Annotated in this window: 22 protein-coding genes; 7 read left to right on the plus strand and 15 right to left on the minus strand. The window is 49.0% G+C overall.

Annotated features, from left to right (window positions below; translation table 11 throughout):
- Positions 1–205 precede the first annotated feature (205 nt).
- Positions 206–1,219, minus strand: coding sequence for a sensor histidine kinase (locus tag ACFPXP_RS21230; protein WP_379896466.1), 1,014 nt, complete (start codon positions 1,217–1,219; stop codon positions 206–208).
- Positions 1,209–1,907: a response regulator transcription factor gene (locus ACFPXP_RS21235; protein WP_379896467.1), complete on the minus strand. Its 699-nt coding sequence runs from the start codon at positions 1,905–1,907 to the stop codon at positions 1,209–1,211. Before ACFPXP_RS21235 ends, ACFPXP_RS21230 begins: the two co-directional genes overlap by 11 nt.
- 370 nt (positions 1,908–2,277) lie before the next feature.
- On the opposite strand from ACFPXP_RS21235, the gene ACFPXP_RS21240 reads away from it, so the two are divergent.
- On the plus strand, positions 2,278–3,837 hold the full coding sequence (locus tag ACFPXP_RS21240) for a BCCT family transporter (RefSeq protein ID WP_379896642.1): 1,560 nt from the start codon (positions 2,278–2,280) through the stop codon (positions 3,835–3,837).
- Positions 3,838–3,996: 159 nt separating this feature from the next.
- Here ACFPXP_RS21240 and ACFPXP_RS21245 read toward each other — a convergent pair whose 3' ends face one another.
- The 5 genes from ACFPXP_RS21245 to ACFPXP_RS21265 all read right to left on the minus strand — a co-directional run bounded on the left by ACFPXP_RS21245 (position 3,997) and on the right by ACFPXP_RS21265 (position 8,945).
- Positions 3,997–5,574 (minus strand): acetamidase/formamidase family protein, encoded by a 1,578-nt coding sequence (locus tag ACFPXP_RS21245; protein WP_379896468.1) that lies wholly within the window; start codon positions 5,572–5,574, stop codon positions 3,997–3,999.
- A gap of 193 nt (positions 5,575–5,767) precedes the next feature.
- Complete coding sequence (locus tag ACFPXP_RS21250; protein WP_379896469.1) at positions 5,768–6,637, minus strand: AraC family transcriptional regulator; 870 nt, start codon at positions 6,635–6,637, stop codon at positions 5,768–5,770.
- Between the two features lie 209 nt (positions 6,638–6,846).
- Positions 6,847–7,614 carry an ABC transporter permease gene (locus tag ACFPXP_RS21255; RefSeq protein WP_379896470.1) on the minus strand — a complete coding sequence of 256 codons (768 nt, stop codon included), beginning with the start codon at positions 7,612–7,614 and terminating at the stop codon, positions 6,847–6,849.
- Positions 7,611–8,339 (minus strand): ABC transporter ATP-binding protein, encoded by a 729-nt coding sequence (locus ACFPXP_RS21260; protein ID WP_379896471.1) that lies wholly within the window; start codon positions 8,337–8,339, stop codon positions 7,611–7,613. Before ACFPXP_RS21260 ends, ACFPXP_RS21255 begins: the two co-directional genes overlap by 4 nt.
- An 81-nt stretch (positions 8,340–8,420) precedes the next feature.
- The gene (locus ACFPXP_RS21265; protein WP_379896472.1) at positions 8,421–8,945 is read right to left on the minus strand and encodes a PadR family transcriptional regulator; all 525 of its coding nucleotides are present in this window, start codon (positions 8,943–8,945) and stop codon (positions 8,421–8,423) included.
- A gap of 312 nt (positions 8,946–9,257) precedes the next feature.
- On the opposite strand from ACFPXP_RS21265, the gene brnQ reads away from it, so the two are divergent.
- On the plus strand, positions 9,258–10,589 hold the full coding sequence (brnQ, locus tag ACFPXP_RS21270; RefSeq protein WP_379896473.1) for a branched-chain amino acid transport system II carrier protein: 1,332 nt from the start codon (positions 9,258–9,260) through the stop codon (positions 10,587–10,589).
- 207 nt (positions 10,590–10,796) lie between these two features.
- Here the strand turns inward: brnQ and ACFPXP_RS21275 are convergent, their stop codons facing one another.
- From ACFPXP_RS21275 to ACFPXP_RS21290, 4 genes are all read right to left on the minus strand, one after another.
- A complete protein-coding gene (locus tag ACFPXP_RS21275; RefSeq protein WP_379896474.1) occupies positions 10,797–11,801 on the minus strand; it encodes a FecCD family ABC transporter permease in 1,005 nt (334 codons plus the stop codon).
- The gene (locus ACFPXP_RS21280; RefSeq protein WP_379896475.1) at positions 11,798–12,808 is read right to left on the minus strand and encodes a FecCD family ABC transporter permease; all 1,011 of its coding nucleotides are present in this window, start codon (positions 12,806–12,808) and stop codon (positions 11,798–11,800) included. The genes ACFPXP_RS21275 and ACFPXP_RS21280 overlap by 4 nt, the downstream gene beginning before the upstream one ends.
- Before the next feature lie 68 nt (positions 12,809–12,876).
- Positions 12,877–13,821, minus strand: coding sequence for an iron-hydroxamate ABC transporter substrate-binding protein (locus ACFPXP_RS21285; protein WP_379896476.1), 945 nt, complete (start codon positions 13,819–13,821; stop codon positions 12,877–12,879).
- The gene (locus ACFPXP_RS21290; RefSeq protein ID WP_379896477.1) at positions 13,772–14,620 is read right to left on the minus strand and encodes an ABC transporter ATP-binding protein; all 849 of its coding nucleotides are present in this window, start codon (positions 14,618–14,620) and stop codon (positions 13,772–13,774) included. Before ACFPXP_RS21290 ends, ACFPXP_RS21285 begins: the two co-directional genes overlap by 50 nt.
- Positions 14,621–14,801: 181 nt before the next feature.
- On the opposite strand from ACFPXP_RS21290, the gene ACFPXP_RS21295 reads away from it, so the two are divergent.
- Positions 14,802–15,884: an NAD(P)/FAD-dependent oxidoreductase gene (locus ACFPXP_RS21295; protein WP_379896478.1), complete on the plus strand. Its 1,083-nt coding sequence runs from the start codon at positions 14,802–14,804 to the stop codon at positions 15,882–15,884.
- A 71-nt stretch (positions 15,885–15,955) separates the two neighbouring features.
- Here ACFPXP_RS21295 and ACFPXP_RS21300 read toward each other — a convergent pair whose 3' ends face one another.
- Positions 15,956–16,492, minus strand: a complete 537-nt coding sequence (locus tag ACFPXP_RS21300) for a GNAT family N-acetyltransferase (protein ID WP_379896479.1) — start codon at positions 16,490–16,492, stop codon at positions 15,956–15,958.
- 401 nt (positions 16,493–16,893) lie between these two features.
- Here ACFPXP_RS21300 and ACFPXP_RS21305 point away from each other — a divergent pair, with 401 nt between their 5' ends.
- The 4 genes from ACFPXP_RS21305 (at position 16,894) to ACFPXP_RS21320 (ending at position 20,918) form a co-directional block, all read left to right on the plus strand.
- Complete coding sequence (locus tag ACFPXP_RS21305; RefSeq protein ID WP_379896481.1) at positions 16,894–17,511, plus strand: uracil-DNA glycosylase; 618 nt, start codon at positions 16,894–16,896, stop codon at positions 17,509–17,511.
- Positions 17,512–17,635: 124 nt separating this feature from the next.
- Complete coding sequence (locus tag ACFPXP_RS21310) at positions 17,636–18,091, plus strand: CBS domain-containing protein (protein WP_379896483.1); 456 nt, start codon at positions 17,636–17,638, stop codon at positions 18,089–18,091.
- A 116-nt stretch (positions 18,092–18,207) separates the two neighbouring features.
- Complete coding sequence (locus ACFPXP_RS21315; RefSeq protein ID WP_379896484.1) at positions 18,208–18,954, plus strand: ABC transporter ATP-binding protein; 747 nt, start codon at positions 18,208–18,210, stop codon at positions 18,952–18,954.
- Positions 18,951–20,918, plus strand: coding sequence for an ABC transporter permease (locus tag ACFPXP_RS21320; protein ID WP_379896485.1), 1,968 nt, complete (start codon positions 18,951–18,953; stop codon positions 20,916–20,918). The genes ACFPXP_RS21315 and ACFPXP_RS21320 overlap by 4 nt, the downstream gene beginning before the upstream one ends.
- A gap of 25 nt (positions 20,919–20,943) precedes the next feature.
- On the opposite strand, the gene ACFPXP_RS21325 is transcribed toward ACFPXP_RS21320, so the two are convergent.
- The 3 genes from ACFPXP_RS21325 to ACFPXP_RS21335 form a co-directional block, all read right to left on the minus strand.
- Positions 20,944–21,951, minus strand: coding sequence for a sensor histidine kinase (locus tag ACFPXP_RS21325; RefSeq protein WP_379896487.1), 1,008 nt, complete (start codon positions 21,949–21,951; stop codon positions 20,944–20,946).
- Positions 21,948–22,607 carry a response regulator transcription factor gene (locus ACFPXP_RS21330; protein WP_379896643.1) on the minus strand — a complete coding sequence of 220 codons (660 nt, stop codon included), beginning with the start codon at positions 22,605–22,607 and terminating at the stop codon, positions 21,948–21,950. Before ACFPXP_RS21330 ends, ACFPXP_RS21325 begins: the two co-directional genes overlap by 4 nt.
- Before the next feature lie 188 nt (positions 22,608–22,795).
- Entirely contained in the window at positions 22,796–23,152 is a 357-nt protein-coding gene (locus ACFPXP_RS21335) for a winged helix-turn-helix transcriptional regulator (protein ID WP_379896488.1), read from the minus strand.
- Positions 23,153–23,320: the final 168 nt, after the last annotated feature.

Here is a 23,320-nt window from a genome sequence, read left to right on the forward strand (position 1 = left end):
AGTGAAAGCGACAAATTACACTGAGCCTGAACAATTTTATTGTCAGGCTAGCGTCTTTAGGCGCAGTTTGGCAACAGGGGGTTATACCCCCAGAGCAAACCACCCGTTGGACGGGTGGTTATGATTTGCAAAAAAGTCAGCGTTCATGCTGGATATGCAGGAGTCGTAATAATACATGTTCCATATCCATTCTGCGCCATATAAACTAACTTCCCAAACCACCTGTAATATTCACGAATTCATTCCGTTTAGGAAACGTGAGATAGAACGTCGAACCTTCACCTGTTTTCGATTCCACCTCAATGTGGATCAACAGCGGCCGAGCTGCTTTTTTGGCCAAATACAGTCCCATCCCCGTAGCGGCATGATCTTGATGATTCATAGTGGATGTAAAGCCTTTGTCAAAAATTCGCGGCAGGTCCTTGGCATCCATACCGCGTCCGAAATCTGTAACCGCTAGCTGTACTCGATCTTCATGAAGTTCGGATCGAATGACAATGTCCGATGCTTCGCTGTACTTCACCGCATTGGTCAGCAGCTGGCGAAGGATGAAGCCGAGCCATTTGGCGTCACTGAGCACCTCGGTGATTTTCAGCTCCACGTCAAAACCAATGCCCTTCTGCATGCACCAGGACTGCAATGTTTTTATCTCCTGATAGATCAGCTCTTCGAGTTCGATCTTTTCAATATAGAGGTCATTCTCCATGAAGGGAATGCGTTTTTGATGAAGCTGCTGATCCAGCAGGAGGTGAATCCGCAGCCACTCGTAGATGAGCTGGTTCTTCACCGCTGCATCCTCCAGCCGGTCGATGATAAGCCGCATGGCGGTGAGCGGTGTCTTGACTTCATGTATCCATGACAGCAGCTCGTCCTTTTCCTGCTCCAGCTGGACTTGATTTTGCGTGAGCTCCGTTTTGAGTCGTTTGGTCTGGCCAAGCATGCTTTCCGATACGATCTGTTCGAACGGACTGCGAGGATCGGCGACCTGAGTGATATCAAGGTTGTGCTCCCAGTTTCCCAAGCTTTTATAAAACCGGGTTTCTCGTTGATAGCGAACGATTAAAAACAGAACAAAAATGATGAAAGATAAAAACGTGATATACAAGATGGGCCGAAGCGGGATGCTCGTGTCCAGGTAGGCAATCAGGACGGTTAAGCCGTGCACAACGGCGACGATCACAATCCAGCTGAGCCGTTCGATCATAAATTTAAGAATCATATAAGCCTTCCTCTTCGATCGCCATATAGCCTTGACCGACCTTCGTTTCGATAGACTGTCCTAAGCCGATTTCGTCCAGCTTTTTACGCAGCCGGTTGACGTTGACTGTAAGCGTATTGTCACTGATGAACCGCTTGTCATCCCAGAGCCGCTGGATGATTTCATCTCTCGAGACGATTTTATTTTTTCGTTCGATGAGCAGCTTGAGAATATACATCTCGTTTTTCGTCAGCTCTACCGTGCCGCTTTTATGGACCACCTTGCTCGTTTCATAATCGATCGTGGCCCCGCACCATGTTTTGAGCGTCGTGACCTCAGTATTATAGTTGTATACGCGCCGCAGAATGGCCTGAATCTTGGCAATGAGCACGTCGAAGTGAAACGGCTTTTGTACAAAGTCATCCGCGCCAAGCTGCATGGACATCACCATATCGGTTGGATGATCCCGTGATGAAAGGAAGATAATCGGCACATTGGAATGGGTGCGAATCATCCGGCACCAGTGAAAACCATCGAATTTCGGCAGCTGAATATCGATAATGACGAGCTCGGGCTTAATCGCCGTAAACTGCTGCATCACCGCACCAAAGTCGGTAATGCCATAAACATCATACGACCAACCGGAGAGCCGCTCCTTGATTTCTTGAAATAACGTCGTATCGTCTTCGATCAGTAATATTTTGAACAATCGTTTACACCACACTTTGTGCTTGTTTCATTCTCTCATTTCATCATATACCAAAAACGATGGACTGGCGATCAAGCGATAACCCTATCATTCAATAAGGTATTGCATATAGAGGATGCAGCTGATCTATTGCGAGGGTTCGACGGCAGGTGCTGCCTCTGTATTATAGAACGAAGGCGTCGTATAAAAAGACACCAACCTGCGGGGAAGAACGGATGGGTTACACAGTACACATCCTCTACGCAGTGATGGAAAGGAGTCGTCCTTTTTTTGCATGTTCCAGCACAAAACAGAAACCGCCATACATGATTTTGAGGTGATCATGGAATACTTCTAGGAAACATGAAATCTTTCTCATAAGGGGCTTATGATGGAAAAGAAGTTTTGGAACAATCCAGTATTTTCAATTTCAGCGGCCATTATTTTGCTGTTGGTCGTGCTCGGTGCGATCGTTCCGCAGAAGTTTGGAGACATTGCAGGACTGTTGTTCGATTTCACTACGGACAATTTTGGTTGGTTTTATCTGCTGGCTGTTTTCTTTTTGATCTTGTTCTTGATCCTTCTTGCTGTCAGCAAGTTCGGTGGTATTCGGCTGGGCGGTGAAGACGAGCGTCCGGAATTCCCGTTCATCACTTGGATCGGGATGCTGTTCTCCGCGGGATTCGGTGCAGGACTCGTGTTCTGGGGTGTTGCCGAACCGATGAGTCATTTTTATACCACCCCTTTCGCTGGTGTAGAACCGGAAACAGAGGAAGCGGCGCGCATCGCCATGGGATATGCTTTCTTCCATTGGGGGGTCAGCCAATGGTCTGTTTTTGCGATCGTCGGTCTAGTCATCGGCTTCCTACAGTTTCGCAAGCAGAAGAACGGGCTGGTCTCAACAGCGTTGGAACCCGTTACCGGCAGTAAGCCTGCAGTAAAATCGACGGTGGACATTCTAGCTGTGGTCGCCACGGTCATGGGAATTGCAACGTCACTGGGACTAGGGATTCTTCAGATGAACGGCGGGCTGAATATTGTATTTGGCATGACGAATTCATTTGCCATTCAGCTGCTGCTCATCGCGATTATTTTTATAACCTATATGCTGTCATCGACGACGGGCTTGGACAAGGGAATACGTTATTTGAGCAATTTGAACATGGGACTCGCTATCGGATTGCTGCTGTTCGTATTTGTTACGGGCCCGACTGTGTTTATTCTGGAGACGTTTACGCTGGCCGTTGGGGACTATATTACGAATTTCGTTCAATACAGCCTGCGGCTCACCCCTTACAAGGGCGGGACTTGGATTCGCGATTGGACGATCTTTTACTGGGCCTGGGCTATCGCTTGGTCTCCGTTCGTCGGTGCATTCGTAGCGAGGGTCTCAAGGGGACGGACGATCAGAGAGTTTATTTTGGGCGTCATGGTGATTCCTCCGGCGATTGCCTGCCTATGGATCGCGACTTTCGGAGGAACGGCGCTTTGGAATGATCTTAACCGAGGCACCGGTATTGCGGAAGCTGTGCATGCGGATCTGACAGCAGCTCTGTTCGAGACGTATCATCATCTGCCGCTAACTACGCTGCTGTCAGTGCTGTCGCTGCTGCTTATCTTCACGTTTTTAGTGACTTCGGCCGATTCGGCAACATATATTTTGGCGAGTATGACGACGAAAGGAGATATCGATCCTCCGCTGCTGGTGAAGATCGTATGGGGGGTGTTGATGTCGGCGATTGCCGCCGTACTGCTCTACTCAGGAGGATTGGAGGCACTGCAGACGGCTTCGCTTATCTCGGCACTTCCTTTCACGGTTCTTCTGCTGCTCCTGATCGTTGCCATATTGCAGCTCCTGAAGAAGGAGCCGCTGCCGATCCGAAAAAGGGATTTACGTCGCTTTCGACGTCTCGAGCAGGCGGCTCAGAAGGAGAAGGAGAAAAAGAAGTAGCAGCGAATCGTCCAGTGTGATTAATCGTAGCTGCGTATTGATTTCAGCAATAGCAAGTGTCATCAAACAGGAATGAACAGAAATCGCCTCCTGCAATGAAGCAGAAGGCGAACATGGAACGATAGGGGATTTGATATACGTGCAGGTTTCTTAACATATTTACTTGGATAAATCCGTGATGTTCGCTTGAAGCGTATTTTCGATGGTCGTCCAGTTGACCTTGGCACCGAGCAGGTCTGGTATCATCTTGATCGGAATCATCGTCGTCGTTCCGTTCTTCAGCACCGCGCTGCCGCTGCCGTAAATCAGTTTACCGTCGATTTCATACATCGGTTCTAGGATGGCTATTGTGACCGAGGATTCTCCCTTCAGCACCACGGCTGCCTGCTTGATGGAATCCCATTTCACTTCGTAGCCGAGCGTCTCAGCGATGTCGCGAAGCGGAACGTAAAATTCATCGTTTGCAATCTCTGATGCGAGCGGCGATCCGTTTACAGATACGGACAGCTTCAGGTTGTCGATGAAATGTCTTTTTTCGATGAGGGCGTGAATCCCTTTGGTCTTATCGACGACTTGGGATACTTCATAATCGGTTGCTGCGCTCATGTAAGCATAAGCTGTCGCGCGGTCCATGCCAAGCTTTTCGTTTAAGAAGCTGATGGCTTCCCGCACGGCCTCCTTCATCGCTTCGTCTAAATCCGGATCGAGGCCGATCGGGATCCAATAATCTTCGGTTTCCGCGAATGGCTGTGTAAATTCGCCTTTACGTGGAATGGAAGGATCACCTGGCTTGAGTACTGTCAACCGGAACGTTGCGCGAAGCGACGCTTCCATGGCTGTCAATGCGACTTCGCCATCTCCTTGGGCAAAGTGAGGGTCACCGGTGTAGAACAGAGCACCAGCCACCTCAATAGGCAAATACAGCGTCGAGCCAATTCCTAATTCGTTAATATCAATATTGCCTCCTGTTTCGATCGGGGGTACAGAGCTGACTTTTTCACTCGTATTTGGCGCTACGCCCATGAGTCCCATGAAAGGCTCGATAGGAAAGCGGACATGACCGCCTTGCTCAATCGGCAGCACGCCGTACAGTTTACCATTGATTTCTTCAACCGGCGTGAATTTAGAAACATTGCCGTACAGCTCAGGGTTTTCCGCGCTGGCGCCTTCCTTGCGGCCATCGTTCTCCGGGAATTCCTCAGGGAGCGCCCCTTTATAATGCCGGTTCGAAATGACACCGTAAGGAACACGTGGTGTCAAGGAAAGTACCTCTACCTTCAGTATATCTCCAGGAGCTGCTCCTTCGATGACAATTGGACCTGTGACGACATGCGGTCCATCCGCATCGAAATCGTGAACAATGTCAGATGCTGCAATCGCCTTCGCATCCTCCAGTACTTGTTCGGAACTAACGCCGTGCAAGCCGAAGTATGCTTCTGGATCACGTCCTTGATCCTCAAGCAGCCCCTCGTGGGATACGGTATCGAAGGTGACTGTGCTGCCGGAAGGAACGCTCATGATTGGCTTGCTGTCACGATTAGGCAGCGAACCCCATGTTACGTTATCTACAGTGGACTGCACATAGTATTCTCCTTCGATGCGATCCGAAGACGCAGGCTGAAGAATAGGAACCACGGGCTCTGCAGCAGATGCTGGGACGGCAGCTGCGATGAGAGAAATGGTAAAAATAGCTGCTGCGAAGTTTTTCACATTGAAGAATCGATTTTTGTTTGACATCGTTCCTCCTCCAATCCATGAATTTATGTAATATTAGTTAACATTATATTGTTCGATCGAGAGTTTAGTCAATACTTATGTTATATAACATTACATAATGGGGCGTGGTGAGAATTAGTTCTCCAGATGAAATGAAACTCCCTCCACACCATGTAATGGCAGGAGGGAGTTTAAAATGAATAGGGTGAAGAAGCTATTTTTTAACAATGGGTATCCATACTTCAGTGCGGTAGTCCGCGGAAGAAGAGTCTCCTGGAGGATAGACTTCCATGTTGGGGATGGGAGCATGTTCATACCCCGTCGAAGGGAACCACTCGCTGAAGATTCTCATGCTCAGTTTTTGAATCGCGTCCGGCATTGCACCGATGCATGGAAACACGGCCCAAGTCGCAGCGGGAATTTCCTTGACCACGAGTCCTTGTTCAGTGCTTATCGAATTGGCATCGGCCGTAACGGCAATGAGGTAAGTGAACTGATCCTCTTCCTCTTCAAATTCGGCACAGACTCCATAAACGTTGCCGTCTGCGGCGATGGAGATCAGCAAATCTATTGTTCCGTCCTGATGAGATTTGCTCCAAAACTTAGGTATTTCTTTATTGTGCTCCCCCTCCGCAGTCATAGATACTTTAAGAGCCTTGCCGACCATCGTAAATGGCTGCTTTTCCACTACTTTGTAATCCATTTCCTGATCTCCCTTCAATGATAAATGGAAGGTAATGCGGGGAAAGGCTTTCAGATTGACTCCGCCTTGCCGTACTGCCGACGGGGAAATGCCATGCGCTTTCCGAAACGCCTTGGAGAAGGATTCAGGTGAGTCATAGCCGTACTTGATTGCGACATCAACGACCTTTACCCGAGCCAGTGCTAGTTCCTGAGCAGCCAGCGTCAGCCTCCGTTTGCGGATATATTCATGAACGGTCATGCCGGTCACCATATAAAACATACGCTGAAAATGGTACGGTGAGGAATATGCAGATTTGGCGATGTCCCCCATCTGAATGTGGTCCTCTAGATGGCCCTCGATATAATCCAAGGCATCCTTCATTCGCTGCAGCCATTCCATTCGCTTTCCCTCCTTCACATTCATCGTATCAAAGGTGTAATTATTGTTCCTGTCTTATCGTGCGGTCATCTAACAGGTAAATCTGTGCGAATTTACTGTTATCTGCTTTCATGGCAGTTTGCAGTTTGCGTATCTGTTATTATATCAGCCTCGTGTCTAAATGGATATGGAGTCATGAAGGGCTGGCGATAGTGAAAGCACAGATTGGCTTAATGCAGCTTACCGATAAACCTTCGTGTACCTCTAGCTGGGCTTTCAACGGGATCCCACCGGAAAGTAACGGAGGCAAGAATGAGACATAAACCCGCAAAACCGGCCAATGCGGTGGCAGGGCTCCAAAGATCTAGCGGTGATCCATGCGAACTGACCGCAGCAGACATAGCTTTCACCAAATAGTAGAACGGCTGCATGTGGGCAAAGGCTTGAAGCCCATCTGGGGCATTCTTCATACTGTAAAACGCCTCGCTCGTAAACAGCATCGGAAAGCAGATCAGGTTGGAGATCATGTTGACATTGCTTTCGTCCTTTGACAGGTTGGCGGCAATGAATCCGATGGCCGTAAAGCATATCGTCCCGACAAGGAGGATGAAAAGCAGGAGGGCGATGCTGGTCAAGCTTACGGTGACGTTAAAGACGAAAGCGCCCGTGAGGAGAACGCAGCAGCTGACGAGCAGGGTTAGCACGGCTCTAGCACAAGTCATAGAGCAGATGAAGGCGGCTGTGGAGAATGGCGTTACACGGAGCAGCTTGTAGATTCCGCGATTGCGATGCGCCATCACGTGAAACGCGGTCACCATCGATGCACCGAATAAAACGTTGAGCGCCAATACACCGACAACGAGCCTCTCGGAGTAATCCGGATTGTCGAAGTATAGACCGAGACCTATAAGCATGGCCACGGGAAATAGGATCGTCAAGATCACAGTGTGGGATTCTCTCAGCATTCCTACAAGCATCGTTCGCATAATGATTGTCATCGGGATCCCCTCCTCGAATGTTCGTTGTCTGCTTCTGTCAGGTGAATATACAGCTCTTCTAAGGAATCTACACCATATGCTGCGATCAGCTGTTCAGGTGTACCTGCAGCCTGGATGATTCCGTCGACAATCATGATGATGCGGGTGGCCAGCTTATGGACCTCCTCCATATCGTGTGTAGTAAAAACAATGGTAGTTCCCTTTGACGAGAGCGAGCGGATGAGGCTGCGTATCTCGCGTCTTGCCCTTGGATCGAGAGCAGCTGTTGGTTCGTCCAGGAAAATAAGCTCCGGATGATGCATCAGCGTCATGGCGATGGCAAGCCTCTTTTGTTGCCCGCCAGATAGTCGATCGGCCTTCGTTTGCGCGGTCTCTCGCAGCCCGCATTGATCAAGATAGGAGAGCAGCACCGAGTCCTTCAGCCGCAGACCATAGAAGGCAGCGAACATTCGCAGGTTCTCCAAAGCTGTAAAGCCATAAAAAAATGGGGTGGACTGCAGCTGTACGCCAATGTGACGATATGGATCACTGCTCCAATAAGTGACCGTTCCCTCGTCCGGCTTCTTCAAGCCAAGAAGCAGATCGAGCGTTGTGGATTTACCGGCGCCGTTCGGTCCGATCACGGCTAACACCTCACCTCTCTCGACTGTCAAATCCAACCGGTTTACAGCAGTCCGGCGGCCGTAGCGCTTCACTAATCCTTTTGCCTGAATAACGGGCTGCATGAGCAACAACTCCTTATACAATATTGTATATCCAAGATTGGTTAATTGAGCAAAGAAAATTCGCCGATGAAGAATGGCGATTTAAGCTTCAATCAATTCCATGACCCGCCTAATGTATTTGATGTCCTGCTCTAAAATGGCAATGGCGTTGTCAAAGGAGGCTTCTGCCAGCGGAGTTAAACCGAATTTCCCTTTGATCTGTTTCCCGCTCAGCCATTGCTGCAGTGTTTGCTCCGTTTGCTGTAGGTTTTGCTGCAGTAAGGCCAGTGCTTCTTCCTTTGGTACAGCATCAATCCAGTTCAAACCAACCGCAAAATCGGACTTAACGGAATGGGGGGGCACCAGCAGCGATTCCCTGACGAGATCGCGGAACATGTCCTTGCCCTTGTCTGTAATCGCATAAATCTTGCGAAGTCTTGCCCCGGTGCGCTCCTCGCTGTTGGTACGGATGAGTCCGTCCTGCTCCATTTTGTTTAATGCATAGTAGATGGAACCGGACAGGAGGTTCGCCCAGACATCCATACGGCTCGTTTGAATGATTTGCTGGATTTCGTAACCGTGCATTGGACGGTCGCGCAGCAGTGCCAAAATGATGAGATTCGGCATAGGAATTCTCCTTTTACGATATAAGCAGCTTTGAAATAACCAACGTTGGATATTATTGAATTAAATGTATAGCAGACGTTATCATCGTGTCAAGTGTTATGACAAATACGATGGAATTTTCCTGTCTGGAGATCCTGGGATACGGGTTATTCCGACAAATTGCTACAATCTTCTGCTTATTCTGACTTGGCGCTGAGCGAGTGGAATAGTATAATGTAAGGCAGCAAAAATTATAGATAACCGCAGCTAGAATGATGTACCACGTTGGTTAATCGTTTTGAGATGGCTTGATGCGGCGATGAGAGGACAACCATGAAACGAAAATTACCACTTAAAGAAGTGTCTGCTTTGGGCTTTTTTATGTTTGCCTTATTTTTAGGAGCGGGAAATTTGATTTTTCCGCCTTTATTGGGCCAACAGGCAGGTGACACGATCGTAGCTGCTGTTGTTGGCTTTTTGCTTACCGGTGTAGGTTTGCCGCTGCTTGCCGTCATTGCGATTGCACAGGCGGGAGGACATTTTGACACCCTTTTTAAAAGAGTGCATCCGATATTCGCTTTGGTCTTCCCGTTTGTCGTCTACTTGTCGATTGGGCCGTTTTTCGGTATTCCCCGCACGGGAACCGTCGCGTATGAAATCGGCGTCGTTCCGTTTCTATCGGGGGAAGACAGGATCGGGTTGCTTCTATCGACGCTTGTCTTTTTTTCTGTCACGTTTTGGATGGCGCTGCATCCAGCAAAACTGGTTGATCGTGTAGGCAAAGTATTAACCCCGATCTTGTTTCTGTTCATTCTGATGATGGCGATTCGAAGCTTTGCTGCACCGATTGGGGACATTGGTGAGGCAACGGAAAAATATGAATCGGGTGCTTTTATCGATGGATTTCTTGAGGGTTTTTTGACGATGGATGCGATCGGAGCGCTTGCGTTCGGGATCGTCATCATTTACCGGATTCAAGAAAAGGGGATTACGGAACCGACAGATATTCGAAAATATACGATTAAGGCTGGCATCATCGCGGGCATTGGGCTTTCGTTCGTCTATATCGCTTTAGCGTATATGGGAGCTACCAGCGTTAGCGGTGTCGGCTTGCAGGAAAACGGCGGCGATATTTTAACGGCCGTGACCTCGCAATTGTTCGGAGGGCTGGGAAGCGCCATTTTGGCTGTTGTCGTCACGCTTGCATGCTTAACGACATCGATCGGTCTGGTCTCCGCATGCGGGGAGTTTCTCGCGCTGCGTCTGAAGAAGGTTCCATACCCGTGGATTATTGCGGTATTGTGTCTGTTCAGTTTCTTGATGGCGAATCTGGGGCTAGATCAGTTGATATCGGTCTCGCTGCCGGTCTTGATTGCGATCTACCCGATCACGATTGTGCTGATTGCGCTTGCTTTGCTGCATGCGGTCATCCCCGTAGCGAGCTCAGTTTATATTGGCGCGATGATTGGCGCAGGGCTGGTGAGTGTGGTCGATGGGCTGATGATGGCCGGCATTGAAATCGATGCTGTTTCGAAGCTTTATGCACACCTTCCTATGTTTGACTTGGGCGTGGGTTGGCTTCTGCCGAGTGTGGCAGGGGGGCTGTTGGGATTGATTTTTCGGCTTGCTAAGCGGGGCAGGCGGAGGAAGACGGATATTCTTTGATGGTGATGAAACGATGAAGAGCGCTCCATGGAGATGAGCGCTCTTTTTTTACCCGCAAAATGTCTGCATTCGTCAAGATTCTAGCGGCTAAGCTATTTTATTCACGATAAAAACTTTCCCTGGAACGGGATGGGGATGCTGACGAGCCGTTTATTGTGCAAGCCTGGGAGTCCGCTTTTTCTCTAAACGCTCCGAAAGGAGTTTTTCTTATTTTCGCAGCAGCAGGAAAATAAAATACGGCGCGCCAATGAAGGCGACCACGATCCCAGCCGGCAGGCTGGGATCTGTAATGTTGCGGCCGATCGTGTCGGCCAGCAGCAGCAGCCAGCCGCCAATCAGCGCAGCCGTGGGCAGCGCGAGCTGATTGCGCGGTCCGACCAGCGCTTTGGCGAGATGCGGCGCCATGAGACCGACGAACGAGATGCCGCCGGTAACGGACACGGCGGAAGCCGCAAGCGCTACAGCACACACGAGAGAGATAACCCGCTCTTTGTTCAGCGATATGCCAACGCCGATCGCCGACGGTTCGCTCAGGCTGAGTATATTGAGCCGATTGGCACGATATAGCGTAAGCGGGATAAAGATGGCGAGCCAAGGCAGCAGAGCCCAGATGAACGGCCAGTCGTCGCCCCATATGTTTCCGGCCAACCACCTCGCAATGAAGTCCACTTTCTCGCGCTCGGCGGACGAAATCAAGATGATCATTGCGCCGGACAATGCGAGAGAAAAGCCGACTCCCACGAGGACGAGCCGAACGGGCTGCAGCCCGATCCCTCTCTGGTGAGAGGATATGTAAATCAGACATGCGGTTAAGAATGCCCCGCCGAAAGCAATGAGTGGCAGCATGTAGACGAACGATCCGGCCTCAATCGGGAAGAATAAGTAGAACACGGCGACCATCACGCCTGCGCCGGAATTGATACCGATAATCCCGGGATCGGCCAAATCATTGCGGGTCATGCTTTGCAGAATCGCCCCAGATAAAGCTAAGGCCATACCCGCAAGGAGCGTAATGATTGCGCGCGGCAGACGGACCGAGAATAGGACGAATTCTTCTTTGAACGTGCCTTGTCCCAGTAAGGTAGGGATGAGCCGGTCATAGGAAAGGGAGGCGTAGCCAAGTCCCATGCCGATGACTATGGTCAACAATATAAGCAGAAGCAGCAGACCGCATACGATGCGCTGCTTTCGAATCATCGCTTGGAAGATCATTCGTATGATTTACCCCCTTTCCGCACGATAAACAGGAAGAAGGGCAGTCCCAGTATCGATACGATGGCTGCGACAGGCGTCTCATATGGCGCTTGGATCGTACGGCCGATCGTGTCGGCCAGCAGCATAAAAGAAGCGCCGAAAAAGGCGGACAGCGGAATGATCTGCCGATAATCGGTCCCTGCGAAAGCTCGGACGATATGCGGAATCATCAGCCCGATGAAGGCCATATTACCAGCGAGCGCAACTGCGGCGCCGGCAAGCACAATCGTGGCGATGAACAGCAGCGATTTCACGACCATCGTCTTCTGCCCTAGGCCGACCGCCACCTCTTCATTGAGGCTTAGGATCGTGAGCTGCCTGGAGAGCAGCAGAGCAATGAGTAAACCGCAAGCGATGAAGGGGGTGATGACCTGAAGCTGGTTCCACGAAGTGCCGATCAGTCCCCCTGCGGTCCACATGGATACATCCTTTGAAATTTTATAAACAAGACCGATTCCTTCGGAAATCGCCTGAAGTAACGCGGAAACCGCTGCACCGGCCAGTACGATGCGCAGAGGGGAGAAGCCGCCTTTCTTCACAGCGCTGATTCCAATAACGACCGCCGCCCCGACCGCCGCCCCGATGAAGCAGGCGATCATGAGACCGAAGTATTGCAGGGAAGGAATCCAGACCATCGCAACCGCGAGTGCGGCATTTGCACCGGAAGTCAGGCCAAGCAGGCTGGGATCGGCCAGCGGATTGCGAGTCATTCCCTGCATGACCGCTCCGGCAACAGCTAGCGCTGCGCCTACGACCATGGCGGCGGCTTCCCGAGGCAGCCGGAGATCTCGGATAATGGAGATATCGTCGCCCTTGGTGTCTGTCACAAGCGCCAGCCATATATCTTTGATGCTGATATCCGCCGCGCCAAATATCATGGCCACGATAAACATCAATATACAAACTGCGATCCCAACAATCAATTTGAGGATGAAGGGGACCGGATGAAGAGTCGATTTCATCATTAACCTCACATTTTTCTCTCAGATTAAAGGAGAAGAGGAGTGCTTGCCCGGCACTCCTCTCTTACATCCTACTCCTTGCCAAGAAAGCTTTCTTTGAAAAATTCCAGCTGATAGTCCAGCGTCAGCGGATCATTGAAGTAAAATTCCCTTGCATCGACTTCAAATACTTGGTTGTTTTTCACAGCAGGCATGTTGTTATATGTGTCCGTTTCTAGGAAAGAAAAATCCGTTTCCGGGTATTTGCTGAAGATGAGGTAGTCGCCGACGAAGTCAGGAAGCACTTCGGCAGATAGAGCATAATAGCCGTCTGCAAGAGCCATTTCTTTCACTTTGTCGGGCATGTTCAATTTCATTTCCTGGTACAGAATTTCTGTTCCTCGGCCCCAGTTATCACCAAAGACATACAGCTGTTTATCGAAGTTTTCAACGACGGTGACGGTAGCATCTTCGCCGATTTTGGCTCGGATCGCTTCCCCAGCTTCCTGTGTACGCTGCTTAAAGTCATCGACCCATGCTTGAGCTTCCTTCTCCTTGTTCAGCAGCTTGCCGATTTCTAGATGCTGCGTCAAATAATCCACCTTACCGTATGTATAGGTCACGGTAGGCGCGATCTCTTTGAGCTTATCGACATTTTTAATGTTGGATAGGCCGATAATTAAGTCGGGTTCGAGTTCAATGATTTTCTCCAGATCCTCATCCGTTACTTCCTCAACACCCTTCAACTGCTCTTGGAAGCGAGGATTATTTTTGGACCAAGAGTCTACACCGACAAGATTCACATCTAGTGCCATGACGTTGCCTGCGAAGGAAGACAGCACCAAAACGCGCTGCGGATTGGCAGGCACCTCAATCGGCCCATTTTCTGACTGGTACGTAATCGTATCCGATGCATTCGAAGTATTTTCTCCTGCGGAGGAGCTGTTTGATGCATTTGATTCAGCTTTATTGTTGCCGCCGCATGCGCTAATAACTAGCAGCGACGCCAGTATAAACAGGGTCAACCATTTCTTCATGAGAGGATTCTCCTTTTTTCAGTAAGTGGTACGTAATACACATGGGTTTGTTTGTCCGAGGATCGCGTCCGATCTCAGCATCGATGTGGAATACAGCTTTCAATACGTCATGCGTCATCACTTCATGACAGGTGCCAGCTTTGACGATGCTTCCGTCTTTCATGGCAATCATATAATCGGCAAACCGAGCCGCATGGTTCAAATCGTGGAGCACCATAACAATCGTGCGCTGCTGATCGGCGTTGAGTTTTTGCAGAAGCTCCAATACCTCAAGCTGGTGTGCCATATCTAAGTAAGTGGTCGGCTCATCAAGAAAAATCATGTCGGTCTCCTGCGCCAGGGCCATGGCGATCCAGACGCGCTGACGCTGTCCGCCGGATAAAGCATCGACCGGACGGTGTTTAAAGTCGATTGTACCGGTCACCTCGAGCGCCCAATCGATAACCTCTAAATCCTTCTTCGTTAAGCGGCCAAAACCGGATTGGTATGGAAATCTGCCGTACGATACCAGCTCTCCGACCGTTAAACCGCTTGCACTTTCGGGTGTTTGCGGCAGAATGGCCATTTTTTTCGCAAGCTTCTTTGTGTTTTCCTTTGCGATCTGTCCGCCGTCCAGAATGACGGAACCGGATTGATGGGGAATAATACGAGTGATCGCTTTCAGCAGCGTGGACTTGCCGCAGCCGTTCGAACCGATAATGGCTGTGATTTGCTTGTCGGGTATGTGTACACTTAAATCTTTAACAATAGGGCGTTCGCCGTAGCCCACTTTTAAGTGTTCCGTATAGAGTCGGACCATTCTACAACCTCCGTTTCAAAAGTATGGAAAGGTCATTCATATTTCAATGATAATGATTATCAGTTTCATCACGTTTCAAATATAATTCGAATTCACGTCAGTGTCAATAGTTTATTCCATACTTAAGCGGTTGTAAAAATGTAAATTATGACGTATAGTTAATTGAGAATGATAATCATTTATGTGTTCGGATAGGAGTGAAAGAGAAGTGGATGCTCAGCAGTTGTATGATGTTACGATTATTGGCGGTGGACCGGCGGGGCTGTATTCCGCATTCTATAGCGGGTTACGCGAAATGAAAACAAAGCTGATTGAATTTCAGCCGTATTTAGGCGGCAAGATCCATGTGTATCCGGAGAAAATGATATGGGATGTTGGCGGACTGAAGCCGACGCCCGGAGCCAAACTAATCGAGCACCTTGTTGAGCAGGGCTTGACCTTTAATCCTACTGTCGTTTTAAATGAGAAAATCGAATCGATCTCGCGTGGTGAGGACGGTCACTTCATATTGCAGGCTGCATCCGGCGAACAGCATTACTCGAAAACGGTCATTGTTGCAGTAGGCAGCGGCATTCTGAAGCCGCAAAAGCTGGAAATCGAAGGTGCGGAGAAATTCGAAGTCAGCAATCTGCACTATACGGTGAAGTCGCTGCAGCGCTTCAAGGATAAGACGGTAATCATTTCCGGCGGGGGCAATTCTGCGGTCGATTGGGCCAATGAACTGCTGCCGTTCGCTAAGCAGATTTATTTGACGTATCGGAAGGATGCGCTTTCCGGGCATGAGGCGCAGGTGAAGCAGCTGATGAACAGCTCGGCGGTTTGCTTCCTAAATACGACGATCACGAAGCTGATGGCGGGTCCGGGTCAAGACGTCATCGAGCGAGTGCAGCTGACGAATCATGAGACAGGGGAGGTTACGACGCTCCCTGTAGACGAAGTCGTGATCAACCATGGCTATGAACGTGATTCTGCACTGCTGGAGAGCAGCTCGCTGCCGATTGAAATGAAGGATGGCTTCTATGTCGCAGGTAATGCGAACAGTGAATCGTCGATACCCGGTCTGTATGCCGCAGGGGATATTCTCTGGCATGATGGCAAGGTTCATCTGATTGCCGGCGCATTTCAGGATGCGGCGAACGCGGTGAACAAGGCGAAGAAATTTATAGAGCCGGATGCCAATCAGTGGGGCATGGTTTCGTCGCACAATGAGCTGTTTAAGGAACGAAATAAGGAGCTGGCGAAGCAGCTCATGCACAGTAAGTAATTGATTCAATACGAAAGGCCCCAAACCGATATGGTTCGGGGTTTATTGATACATTCATATTCGTTTTGCTGCTAATGCTTCCATTCCAGCGCCTTCTTCGGGTCTGCAAGCGTCCTGCCGTAATATTTGTGGGAATGGAAATTGTGGATTTCGCTGCAGGCCTTCTTCATCTTCTCCATGACAATGGACTGATCCTCTTCATAAGGCTGCCAATACAATATATTCATTTCGAACGTTTCGCCGTCGCCGTCTTCGCGTGTATACATAATACGGTCGGCTTTTTTGAAGCCGTTTTTGAGGTAAAAGTTCATCCGTTTGACGGTATCTTGATCTTCCGCATCCGCTGGTTCCGCTTCGAGAAGAATCATTTTTCCCTTTTGCTTAAAACGATCGAGCAGCTTAGAGCCGATGCCCTTACCGCGGTTCTGTGAGGTAACCAGCAAATAATCGATAAAAAGAAAGCTCGGAAACTCCGCATATAGAATGAGATAGTCTTCGGTTTCTTCCTTATGGTAATAAGGCGAAGCCTCCAGCAGAGCTTGCAGCTGCCCAGGGTCCTTCATTTCATGCTCGGGGAAATAATTATTCAGCTTCTCATACCATTGCATAGACGTCCTCCCTGAAGAAAATGTGATCCTTCGCAACTGTTAGGTTGCCCAGGTCAGGTTCCATTATTCGGTAAGCACCCCGCCTGCGCGGTAAAGCGTTTAAAGCGGAAATTGAAGGATCTACAACTCAGGGGAGCGCAGAATAATGCGCTCATGGTCTAATGACAGTTTGATATGTAAGTTCCCCCAATGATTTCGCAAACGTTTGCAAACATATATTAATACAGTTGGATAGTATTGTAAACCACTGGGTATGTAAAACTCTTTTACTCCAGGATCAGCAATCCTAGGTTTGCGCTCGCTCCGCTCCCACATGAGAGCTGGAAGCGGAATAGAGGAGATGGAAGTGAGGAGAATCTAAGACGGATATGTATATCCGAATGAAGACGAGGGGGACATGGATGATGGAAGATTGGAAGCCGATGATTTTGAAGGAAGATTCTCCGCCGCGTGAAGCGCTGAATTGTGATCAGTGCGGCCTTGCGGAGCAGCATGGACGATTCATTTGGGGAGAGGGCAATCCGGATGCACCGATATTCGTCATTATGGATAATCCGGGTGCAAGAGAGGACCGCGAAGGAGCCGCCTTCGTTTGCGGGACAAGGCAGACATTGCAGCTTGGCTTAAGGGAAGCGGGGGTGGCCTTGGATGAAATATACGTCAGCTACCTTGTGAAGCGTCGTCCGGTTCGCAAATATGATAAGCCCCATGCCAGGGAGGCTTGTCTTGGGCATTTAAAGGCGCAGCTTGAAGAGCAGAAGCCCAAGCTGCTGTTGGGTCTAGGCAATGTGGTGATCCAGGCGCTGATTGCCCAGGAAGAGGAAGTGAAGAATCGCCGCGGGAAATGGCTCGAATTCGAAGGCATTCCGATCGCCTTTTCTTATCATCCCTTAGCCGTACGCCGCAGACCGGTGTTGATGAAACATTTTGTAAACGATTTGAAATTTGCGGCATCGGGCTTATCGACTGATACTTCTCGTCCGCTGCATACCGGCTCCTCATCACATGCCGAGGTGTGAGAAATATGACAGCTCTCCAAGCTCCCTATGATAAAATAGAGTTAATGGAATCAGACCCATTTGGGGGAGTTGCTTCATAAAATACATACATGGGAATGAAAGCCGTTTCGAGGGGGAGATGTCGATGAGGGCGCAGGACATTATGATTAGTCCGGTGTATAAAGTGAAGGAGAATGATACCGTTCGAGCAGTGATCGAGAGATTCATGGAGCATCGCATTAGCGGGGTACCCGTCGTGAATGACCGAAACGAAATTGTCGCCTATATCAGTGACGGGGACATCATGCGCTATATTGGCAAGCAAAAGGATCTTTTCTTTGACTCGGTTTATTATATTGGATTTTTTAAAGCGAATGATGAGGATTACGAGGAACGGGTCAAAAGAGTATTGGACTTAAACGTCATGACCATTGCCAAGAAAAAAGTGATTAAGGTCGAGGTGGATGAGAAGATTGAGAACGTGGCTGCCATCTTAGGCAATCGGCAAATTAAAAAGCTGCCGGTGGAGCGGAGCGGCGTATTGGTTGGGATCATCAGCCGTGGTGATGTGATCCGCCATTCCTTTCAGAGCTTGCTTTAAGCACGCATGTCCTCTCAAAAGTGACAAAATCGTCACCTCCCTTTATGTTACATCGATGGTTCGATATGCCGAAACCGTTATAAAGTATGTAGCAGGAACATGAAGGAGGGTAAACGATGACTGCTGTCATTCAAACGAAAAATTTAACGAAAAACTATGGCAAAACACAAGTACTAAGAAATATCGACTTAACGATTACAGCTGGAGAATTCACGGCGATTATGGGTCCTTCCGGTTCGGGAAAATCCACATTAATGAACGTTCTGTCGACCATCGATCGCTTGTCCGGCGGTGAAGTATGGCTCAAGGGGCAATCGTTACTGGATTTGAATAAGAACCAGCTGCGACAGTTTCGACAGGAGCATATGGGGTTCATCTTCCAAGACTATAATCTGCTGGACACCCTTACCGTGAAGGAGAATATCCTGCTGCCGCTTTCCCTGCGCAAGTGTCCCACACAAGAAATGGAGAGCCGGCTCCGTCCTATTGCGGAAACGCTCGGCATCGAAGCTCTTCTGTCCAAATATCCGAGCGAGATCTCGGGCGGCCAAAAGCAGCGTACCGCATCCGCAAGAGCTCTCATCACAAATCCATCCATCGTCTTTGCGGACGAACCGACAGGGGCGCTCGATTCCAGATCGGCAACCCAGCTGCTGGAGCAGTTCGTAGGTTTGAATGATGTATTTGAGGCGACGATTTTAATGGTTACGCACGATATTTACGCGGCGAGCTACTGCAGAAGAGTCATCTTCCTGCGTGATGGTGTCATTGTGAATGAGCTCTATGCTGGCGGGATGAGCCAAAAAGCCTTCTATGACCGCATTTTGGAGACGCAGAGCTTGATGGGAGGCAGGCAGCGATGAATTTGTTTGAATGGACGAAACGAAACGTCATCCGCAATTTTCGGCTGTATACGATCTATCTTATTGCGATGATTCTAGGCGTCATCATCCACTTTACGTTTTCTTCGCTCATGTTTAACCAGGATATTCTGGATGCGCTGTCTAATCGGGAAAACTTTCAAGCCGGCGTCTTGATTGCATCGATCGCCGTTTTCCTGTTCATTATCTTTTTTATCCTGTATGCGAATTCATTCTTTATGCGGAAGCGAAAAAAGGAATTCGGCATGTATTTGCTGCTGGGGCTGAGTGAGAAGCAGGTTACCCTGATGGTGTTATATGAAACCCTGATGCTCGGCGCGGTGTCATTGGTTACAGGTATATTGCTGGGAGGTCTTCTGTCCAAGCTGTTCGGGATGCTGCTGATGAAGCTGATGCAGTACGATCAGACGATTTCATTGTCATTTCCGCTGGGAGCGATCGGTACGACCGTCCTGCTCTTCTTGGTGCTTGCGGTCATCATTACCTGCCAAAGCGGAGTAATGGTCAGACGCGTGCAGCTGGTAGAGCTGTTCCATGCCAAGGAGAAAATGGAGAAGCCGTTTAAGCCGTCCACATGGTCCGCTTGGTTTGCCGTCATCTTGCTGGGAATGGCCGTTTTCCTCATCAGCAGGGGAAGAGGCACGGTATTCTGGGACGATTATGCTGTGGTCAGCATGATCGCTGTCACGATTGGAATCATCGGAGGAACCTACTTGTTCTTTCGTCAGTTCGTCGGTTGGCTGCTGCAATTTATCGGCCGACGCCCGGCATATTATGAAGGCAATACGGTGCTTTGGACGTCTTCACTGCGGTTTCAAGTGCGGAGCAACACACTCAATTTAACCTTTATATCGCTGTTCGGCGCACTCATCATATTGTTCTTCAGCTTTGTTGCCATTAACTATAAGGTGCAGTTCGATGCCGTAGGCAAAAATGTACCGAACCATATCGCATTTGAGTCGCTCGGTTCAGAAATCAATGAACAAATCGATGAGATGATCAAAAGCTCCAATCATCCCATCCAATATCATGAGACGATAGAGGCTGCATGGACCCAGCCTGCCACGGATATGAGCGCTGCCTTTGATCATCCGGAATATTTCACTGAAGATGTGCTGCTCGTGCCGCAGCAAACATACAACGCCCTGATTTCACTTCGCGGTGACGATCAGGAGAAGGTCGAGCTGGAGGGGAATGAGGCGGTATCCTTGTCTCAAGGAACGGATCTGTCGAAGAAGTATGCTCTATCGGAGCAGTTTGATTTTAAGGTGAACGCTGGAGAAACCACACTGCGTTTGACGGAGATGAAGGATTTCGCGCTCCTCGGATGGTCGACGGACCCCGAAAAGTCGATGCAGAAGAAGCCGGCGGTGCTGGTTGTAGCAGATCCGCTGTATGAGTCGGTGCGGAGTAGGGCACAGATCACGAACTTCGAAATATATCAAATCGAAGGCGCCAAGCATGCCGAAGCGCTGTCGAGGGAAGTTCATGCCGTATTGATGCGGAAGTCAGGAGCATACTATTCTTCGTTTGCCGACGTCTATTCCAAACAGATCGAGAGCTCTTCCCTGATGCTGTTCGCGGGTGGATTTCTCGCCTTGATCGCACTGTTCGCGCTGGCCAGCGTGATCTACTTCAAACAGCTGCGGGAGGCGACGGAAGAGCAGCGGCAGTTTACCATCCTCAGAAAGCTGGGCATTCATCAGCGTCAGCTGAAGAGTGTGATTTGCAAGAAGCTGCTGTTCGTCTTCGCACCGCCGCTGCTGCTCGGCATACTGCACAGCGGATTGATTATTAAATATTATATTCTCGATACGCTGCAGGATTTTCCGGAGATGGTACAGCTGTTGTGGGGGACGATTGCAATTTATTTCGTAGTCTACCTGCTGTTCTATTTGTCCTCAGCCAATCTGTATTATAAAATTGCTCATCAAAACAGTGAATGAGTTCAAAAGGCACAGATCGCCTAAGCTAAGTTGGGCGGTCTGTGTCTTTTAACGTACTCAAGAATGGATCGTCATGATTCGGGAAGTGGATCGTCATCTCGGTGAAGCTTCCCGTGCCTGATACGGAGGAACAGGTAATATAATGTCCGAGCTTCTTGGAAAGCTCTTGTGCCAAATACAACCCCATCCCTGTCGATTTCGTGAAAATCCGGCCATTCGTGCCGGTAAACCCGAGATTGAAAATGCGGGGAAGGTCCTGCGGCTCGATGCCGATGCCGCCATCCCGAATGATGAGCTGCTTTTCTTTGGCTGCCATACGTGTCTGAATCGTAATTTCTCCGCCGGATTCCGTATATTTCAAGCTGTTGGTGAGCAGCTGATTGATGATGAACTGCAGCCATTTCGAATCACTCTGCACTGAGATCGGCTCCGTGTGCAGTACGACACGAATGTTCTTGGAAAAGAACGTCTTGGAATGCTGCTTGACTACGTTTTTCATCAGACGTTCAAGATCGCAGGAGACGATGCTGTAATCTTGATTAAAGCTGTCCAGCTTCGCATAGTAGAGCGCTTGATCGACGTAATGTTCAATACGTGTAATTTCTTCATCTATGCTTTGAGCGTTGGCTTCCGTTTTCTGAATCAGCCGCAAAACCGCAATAGGTGTCTTGATTTCGTGGAACCAAGTAACGATAAAGTTATAATATTCATTTTGTTTCTCGTGAATGAGGTTCATGGTGCGGATATGCTGTTTTTCCATCTGCTCCATGGCGAGTCTGTAGGCTTCCGCCTCAAGGGACAGGTTTGTTGTGTCCTCCTCGTGCATGCGCCGGATGGCCTGACTGCTTCGCATATATCGGTAAATGAAAAATGCTCCAAGAAGCAGGGAGGACAGCGCGAATGCGTACAAAAAGGAATCCCACTGCCACGACATTCGGGGATCAAAGTAAAACACCATACTCATGACCAGCAATTGAGCCGCAGTCAAAAGCAGATAGGGCTTCTCATACTTCAAAAATCGCCAAAAGGTCATTCGATCATATACCCCATTCCTTTTCGCGTTGCGATGAACTCTTCAAGTCCCAGCATCGCAATTTTACGGCGCAGCCGATTGACGTTCACCGTCAAGGTGTTGTCATCGATGAATTGATCGTCGTTCCACAGCGCCTGCATTAGTTCTTCTCGGGAGACGATTTTGCCGATATGGCGCATCATCACCTGCAGAATAATGAACTCATTGCGCGACAGCTCCGTGGCTTGATTCCCATACTGCACCGTGGAATTAGACAAGTTCAGCACAAGCTGGCGATGAGAAAGCTGCAGCTGTTCCTCCTGATACGTATAGTTGCGCCGAAGCAGCGCATTCACCTTTGCGACGAGCACATCCAGATCGAATGGCTTCTGTACGAAGTCGTCCCCGCCCATATTCATGGCCATGATGATGTCCATATTTTGATTGCGGGAAGAAAGAAATAGAATAGGCACCTTCGAAATGGCGCGAATGTGCTGGCACCAGTAGAATCCATCGAATATTGGCAAATTGATATCTAGCAGCACGAGGTGCGGGAGATGCTTCTCGAAGAGGGCCGTGATCTGATCGAACTGATCGATTTCGACCACGTCATACTGCCATTTGCGCAGCGTATCCGCTACGATGCTCCTAATTTTCGCATCATCCTCTACGATCATTACTTTAAACAAAGGGATACCTCCTGTATGAAAAACTGAACCGTTATGCTTTCATTCATCTAATGCTTAGTCTAAACGAGGGAGATTTCCTCCACAAGTGGAATGCCAAGCTACGACAAAAAGACAGCGAGCTTTGAGCCCGCTGTCTTTTAACTCATTCATCGTAATGCTTCAACATGAGTTGTTGATCACTTGACGATCAGCTCTTGTTTTTTCAATACGTTCTCTTTATAATTCATACCCCATTGGTACATTGATTCGAGAATCGGCATTAAGCTTTGGCCGTGCTCAGTTAATGAATATTCTACCTTCGGAGGAACGACAGGATACACCTCGCGGTGAATAATCAAATCTTCCTCCAGCTCTCTAAGCTGATTGACGAGCATACGCTGTGTAATGCCAGGAATGAGTGAACGCAATTCGTTAAAGCGCTTGGTGCCTTCTTTGCCAAGATGCCACATGATCAGCATTTTCCACTTTCCGCCGATAACATGAAGGGTCAGCTCTTTTTCACAGTTAAATGTTTTCTCATCAAATCTACCCATTTCTGCATCACCTCGTGTTTTAATGTTACCACACAGTATACTTTTTGGCACTATAATTAAGAAAAAGGTGTACAGTATACTTTCCCGCCATAGGTGTTTTTAATGTGTGTATAGTGATTTTAAAGTGACTATATGTGCTTAAAGTGCGTACTTACACGATTGTTTTAT

The sequence above is a fragment of the Marinicrinis lubricantis genome (assembly GCF_042658665.1).
GTDB classification, from domain to species: domain Bacteria; phylum Bacillota; class Bacilli; order Paenibacillales; family KCTC-33676; genus Marinicrinis; species Marinicrinis lubricantis.

Coding starts and splice junctions, on each gene's coding strand:
- ACFPXP_RS21300 (WP_379896479.1), bottom strand. CDS start 16,492: ATGCAATGGTATGAGAAGCTGAATAATTATTTCCCCGAGCATGAAATG.
- ACFPXP_RS21250 (WP_379896469.1), bottom strand. CDS start 6,637: ATGGAATGGCTGCAGCGAATGAAGGATGCCTTGGATTATATCGAGGGC.
- ACFPXP_RS21295 (WP_379896478.1), top strand. CDS start 14,802: ATGTGTTCGGATAGGAGTGAAAGAGAAGTGGATGCTCAGCAGTTGTAT.
- ACFPXP_RS21335 (WP_379896488.1), bottom strand. CDS start 23,152: ATGGGTAGATTTGATGAGAAAACATTTAACTGTGAAAAAGAGCTGACC.
- ACFPXP_RS21260 (WP_379896471.1), bottom strand. CDS start 8,339: ATGCAGCCCGTTATTCAGGCAAAAGGATTAGTGAAGCGCTACGGCCGC.
- ACFPXP_RS21285 (WP_379896476.1), bottom strand. CDS start 13,821: ATGAAGAAATGGTTGACCCTGTTTATACTGGCGTCGCTGCTAGTTATT.
- ACFPXP_RS21280 (WP_379896475.1), bottom strand. CDS start 12,808: ATGATGAAATCGACTCTTCATCCGGTCCCCTTCATCCTCAAATTGATT.
- ACFPXP_RS21330 (WP_379896643.1), bottom strand. CDS start 22,607: ATGATCGTAGAGGATGATGCGAAAATTAGGAGCATCGTAGCGGATACG.
- ACFPXP_RS21230 (WP_379896466.1), bottom strand. CDS start 1,219: ATGATTCTTAAATTTATGATCGAACGGCTCAGCTGGATTGTGATCGTC.
- ACFPXP_RS21320 (WP_379896485.1), top strand. CDS start 18,951: ATGAATTTGTTTGAATGGACGAAACGAAACGTCATCCGCAATTTTCGG.
- ACFPXP_RS21315 (WP_379896484.1), top strand. CDS start 18,208: ATGACTGCTGTCATTCAAACGAAAAATTTAACGAAAAACTATGGCAAA.
- ACFPXP_RS21275 (WP_379896474.1), bottom strand. CDS start 11,801: ATGATCTTCCAAGCGATGATTCGAAAGCAGCGCATCGTATGCGGTCTG.
- ACFPXP_RS21255 (WP_379896470.1), bottom strand. CDS start 7,614: ATGACAATCATTATGCGAACGATGCTTGTAGGAATGCTGAGAGAATCC.
- ACFPXP_RS21245 (WP_379896468.1), bottom strand. CDS start 5,574: ATGTCAAACAAAAATCGATTCTTCAATGTGAAAAACTTCGCAGCAGCT.
- ACFPXP_RS21305 (WP_379896481.1), top strand. CDS start 16,894: ATGATGGAAGATTGGAAGCCGATGATTTTGAAGGAAGATTCTCCGCCG.
- ACFPXP_RS21265 (WP_379896472.1), bottom strand. CDS start 8,945: ATGCCGAATCTCATCATTTTGGCACTGCTGCGCGACCGTCCAATGCAC.
- ACFPXP_RS21290 (WP_379896477.1), bottom strand. CDS start 14,620: ATGGTCCGACTCTATACGGAACACTTAAAAGTGGGCTACGGCGAACGC.
- ACFPXP_RS21310 (WP_379896483.1), top strand. CDS start 17,636: ATGAGGGCGCAGGACATTATGATTAGTCCGGTGTATAAAGTGAAGGAG.
- ACFPXP_RS21240 (WP_379896642.1), top strand. CDS start 2,278: ATGGAAAAGAAGTTTTGGAACAATCCAGTATTTTCAATTTCAGCGGCC.
- brnQ (WP_379896473.1), top strand. CDS start 9,258: ATGAAACGAAAATTACCACTTAAAGAAGTGTCTGCTTTGGGCTTTTTT.
- ACFPXP_RS21325 (WP_379896487.1), bottom strand. CDS start 21,951: ATGACCTTTTGGCGATTTTTGAAGTATGAGAAGCCCTATCTGCTTTTG.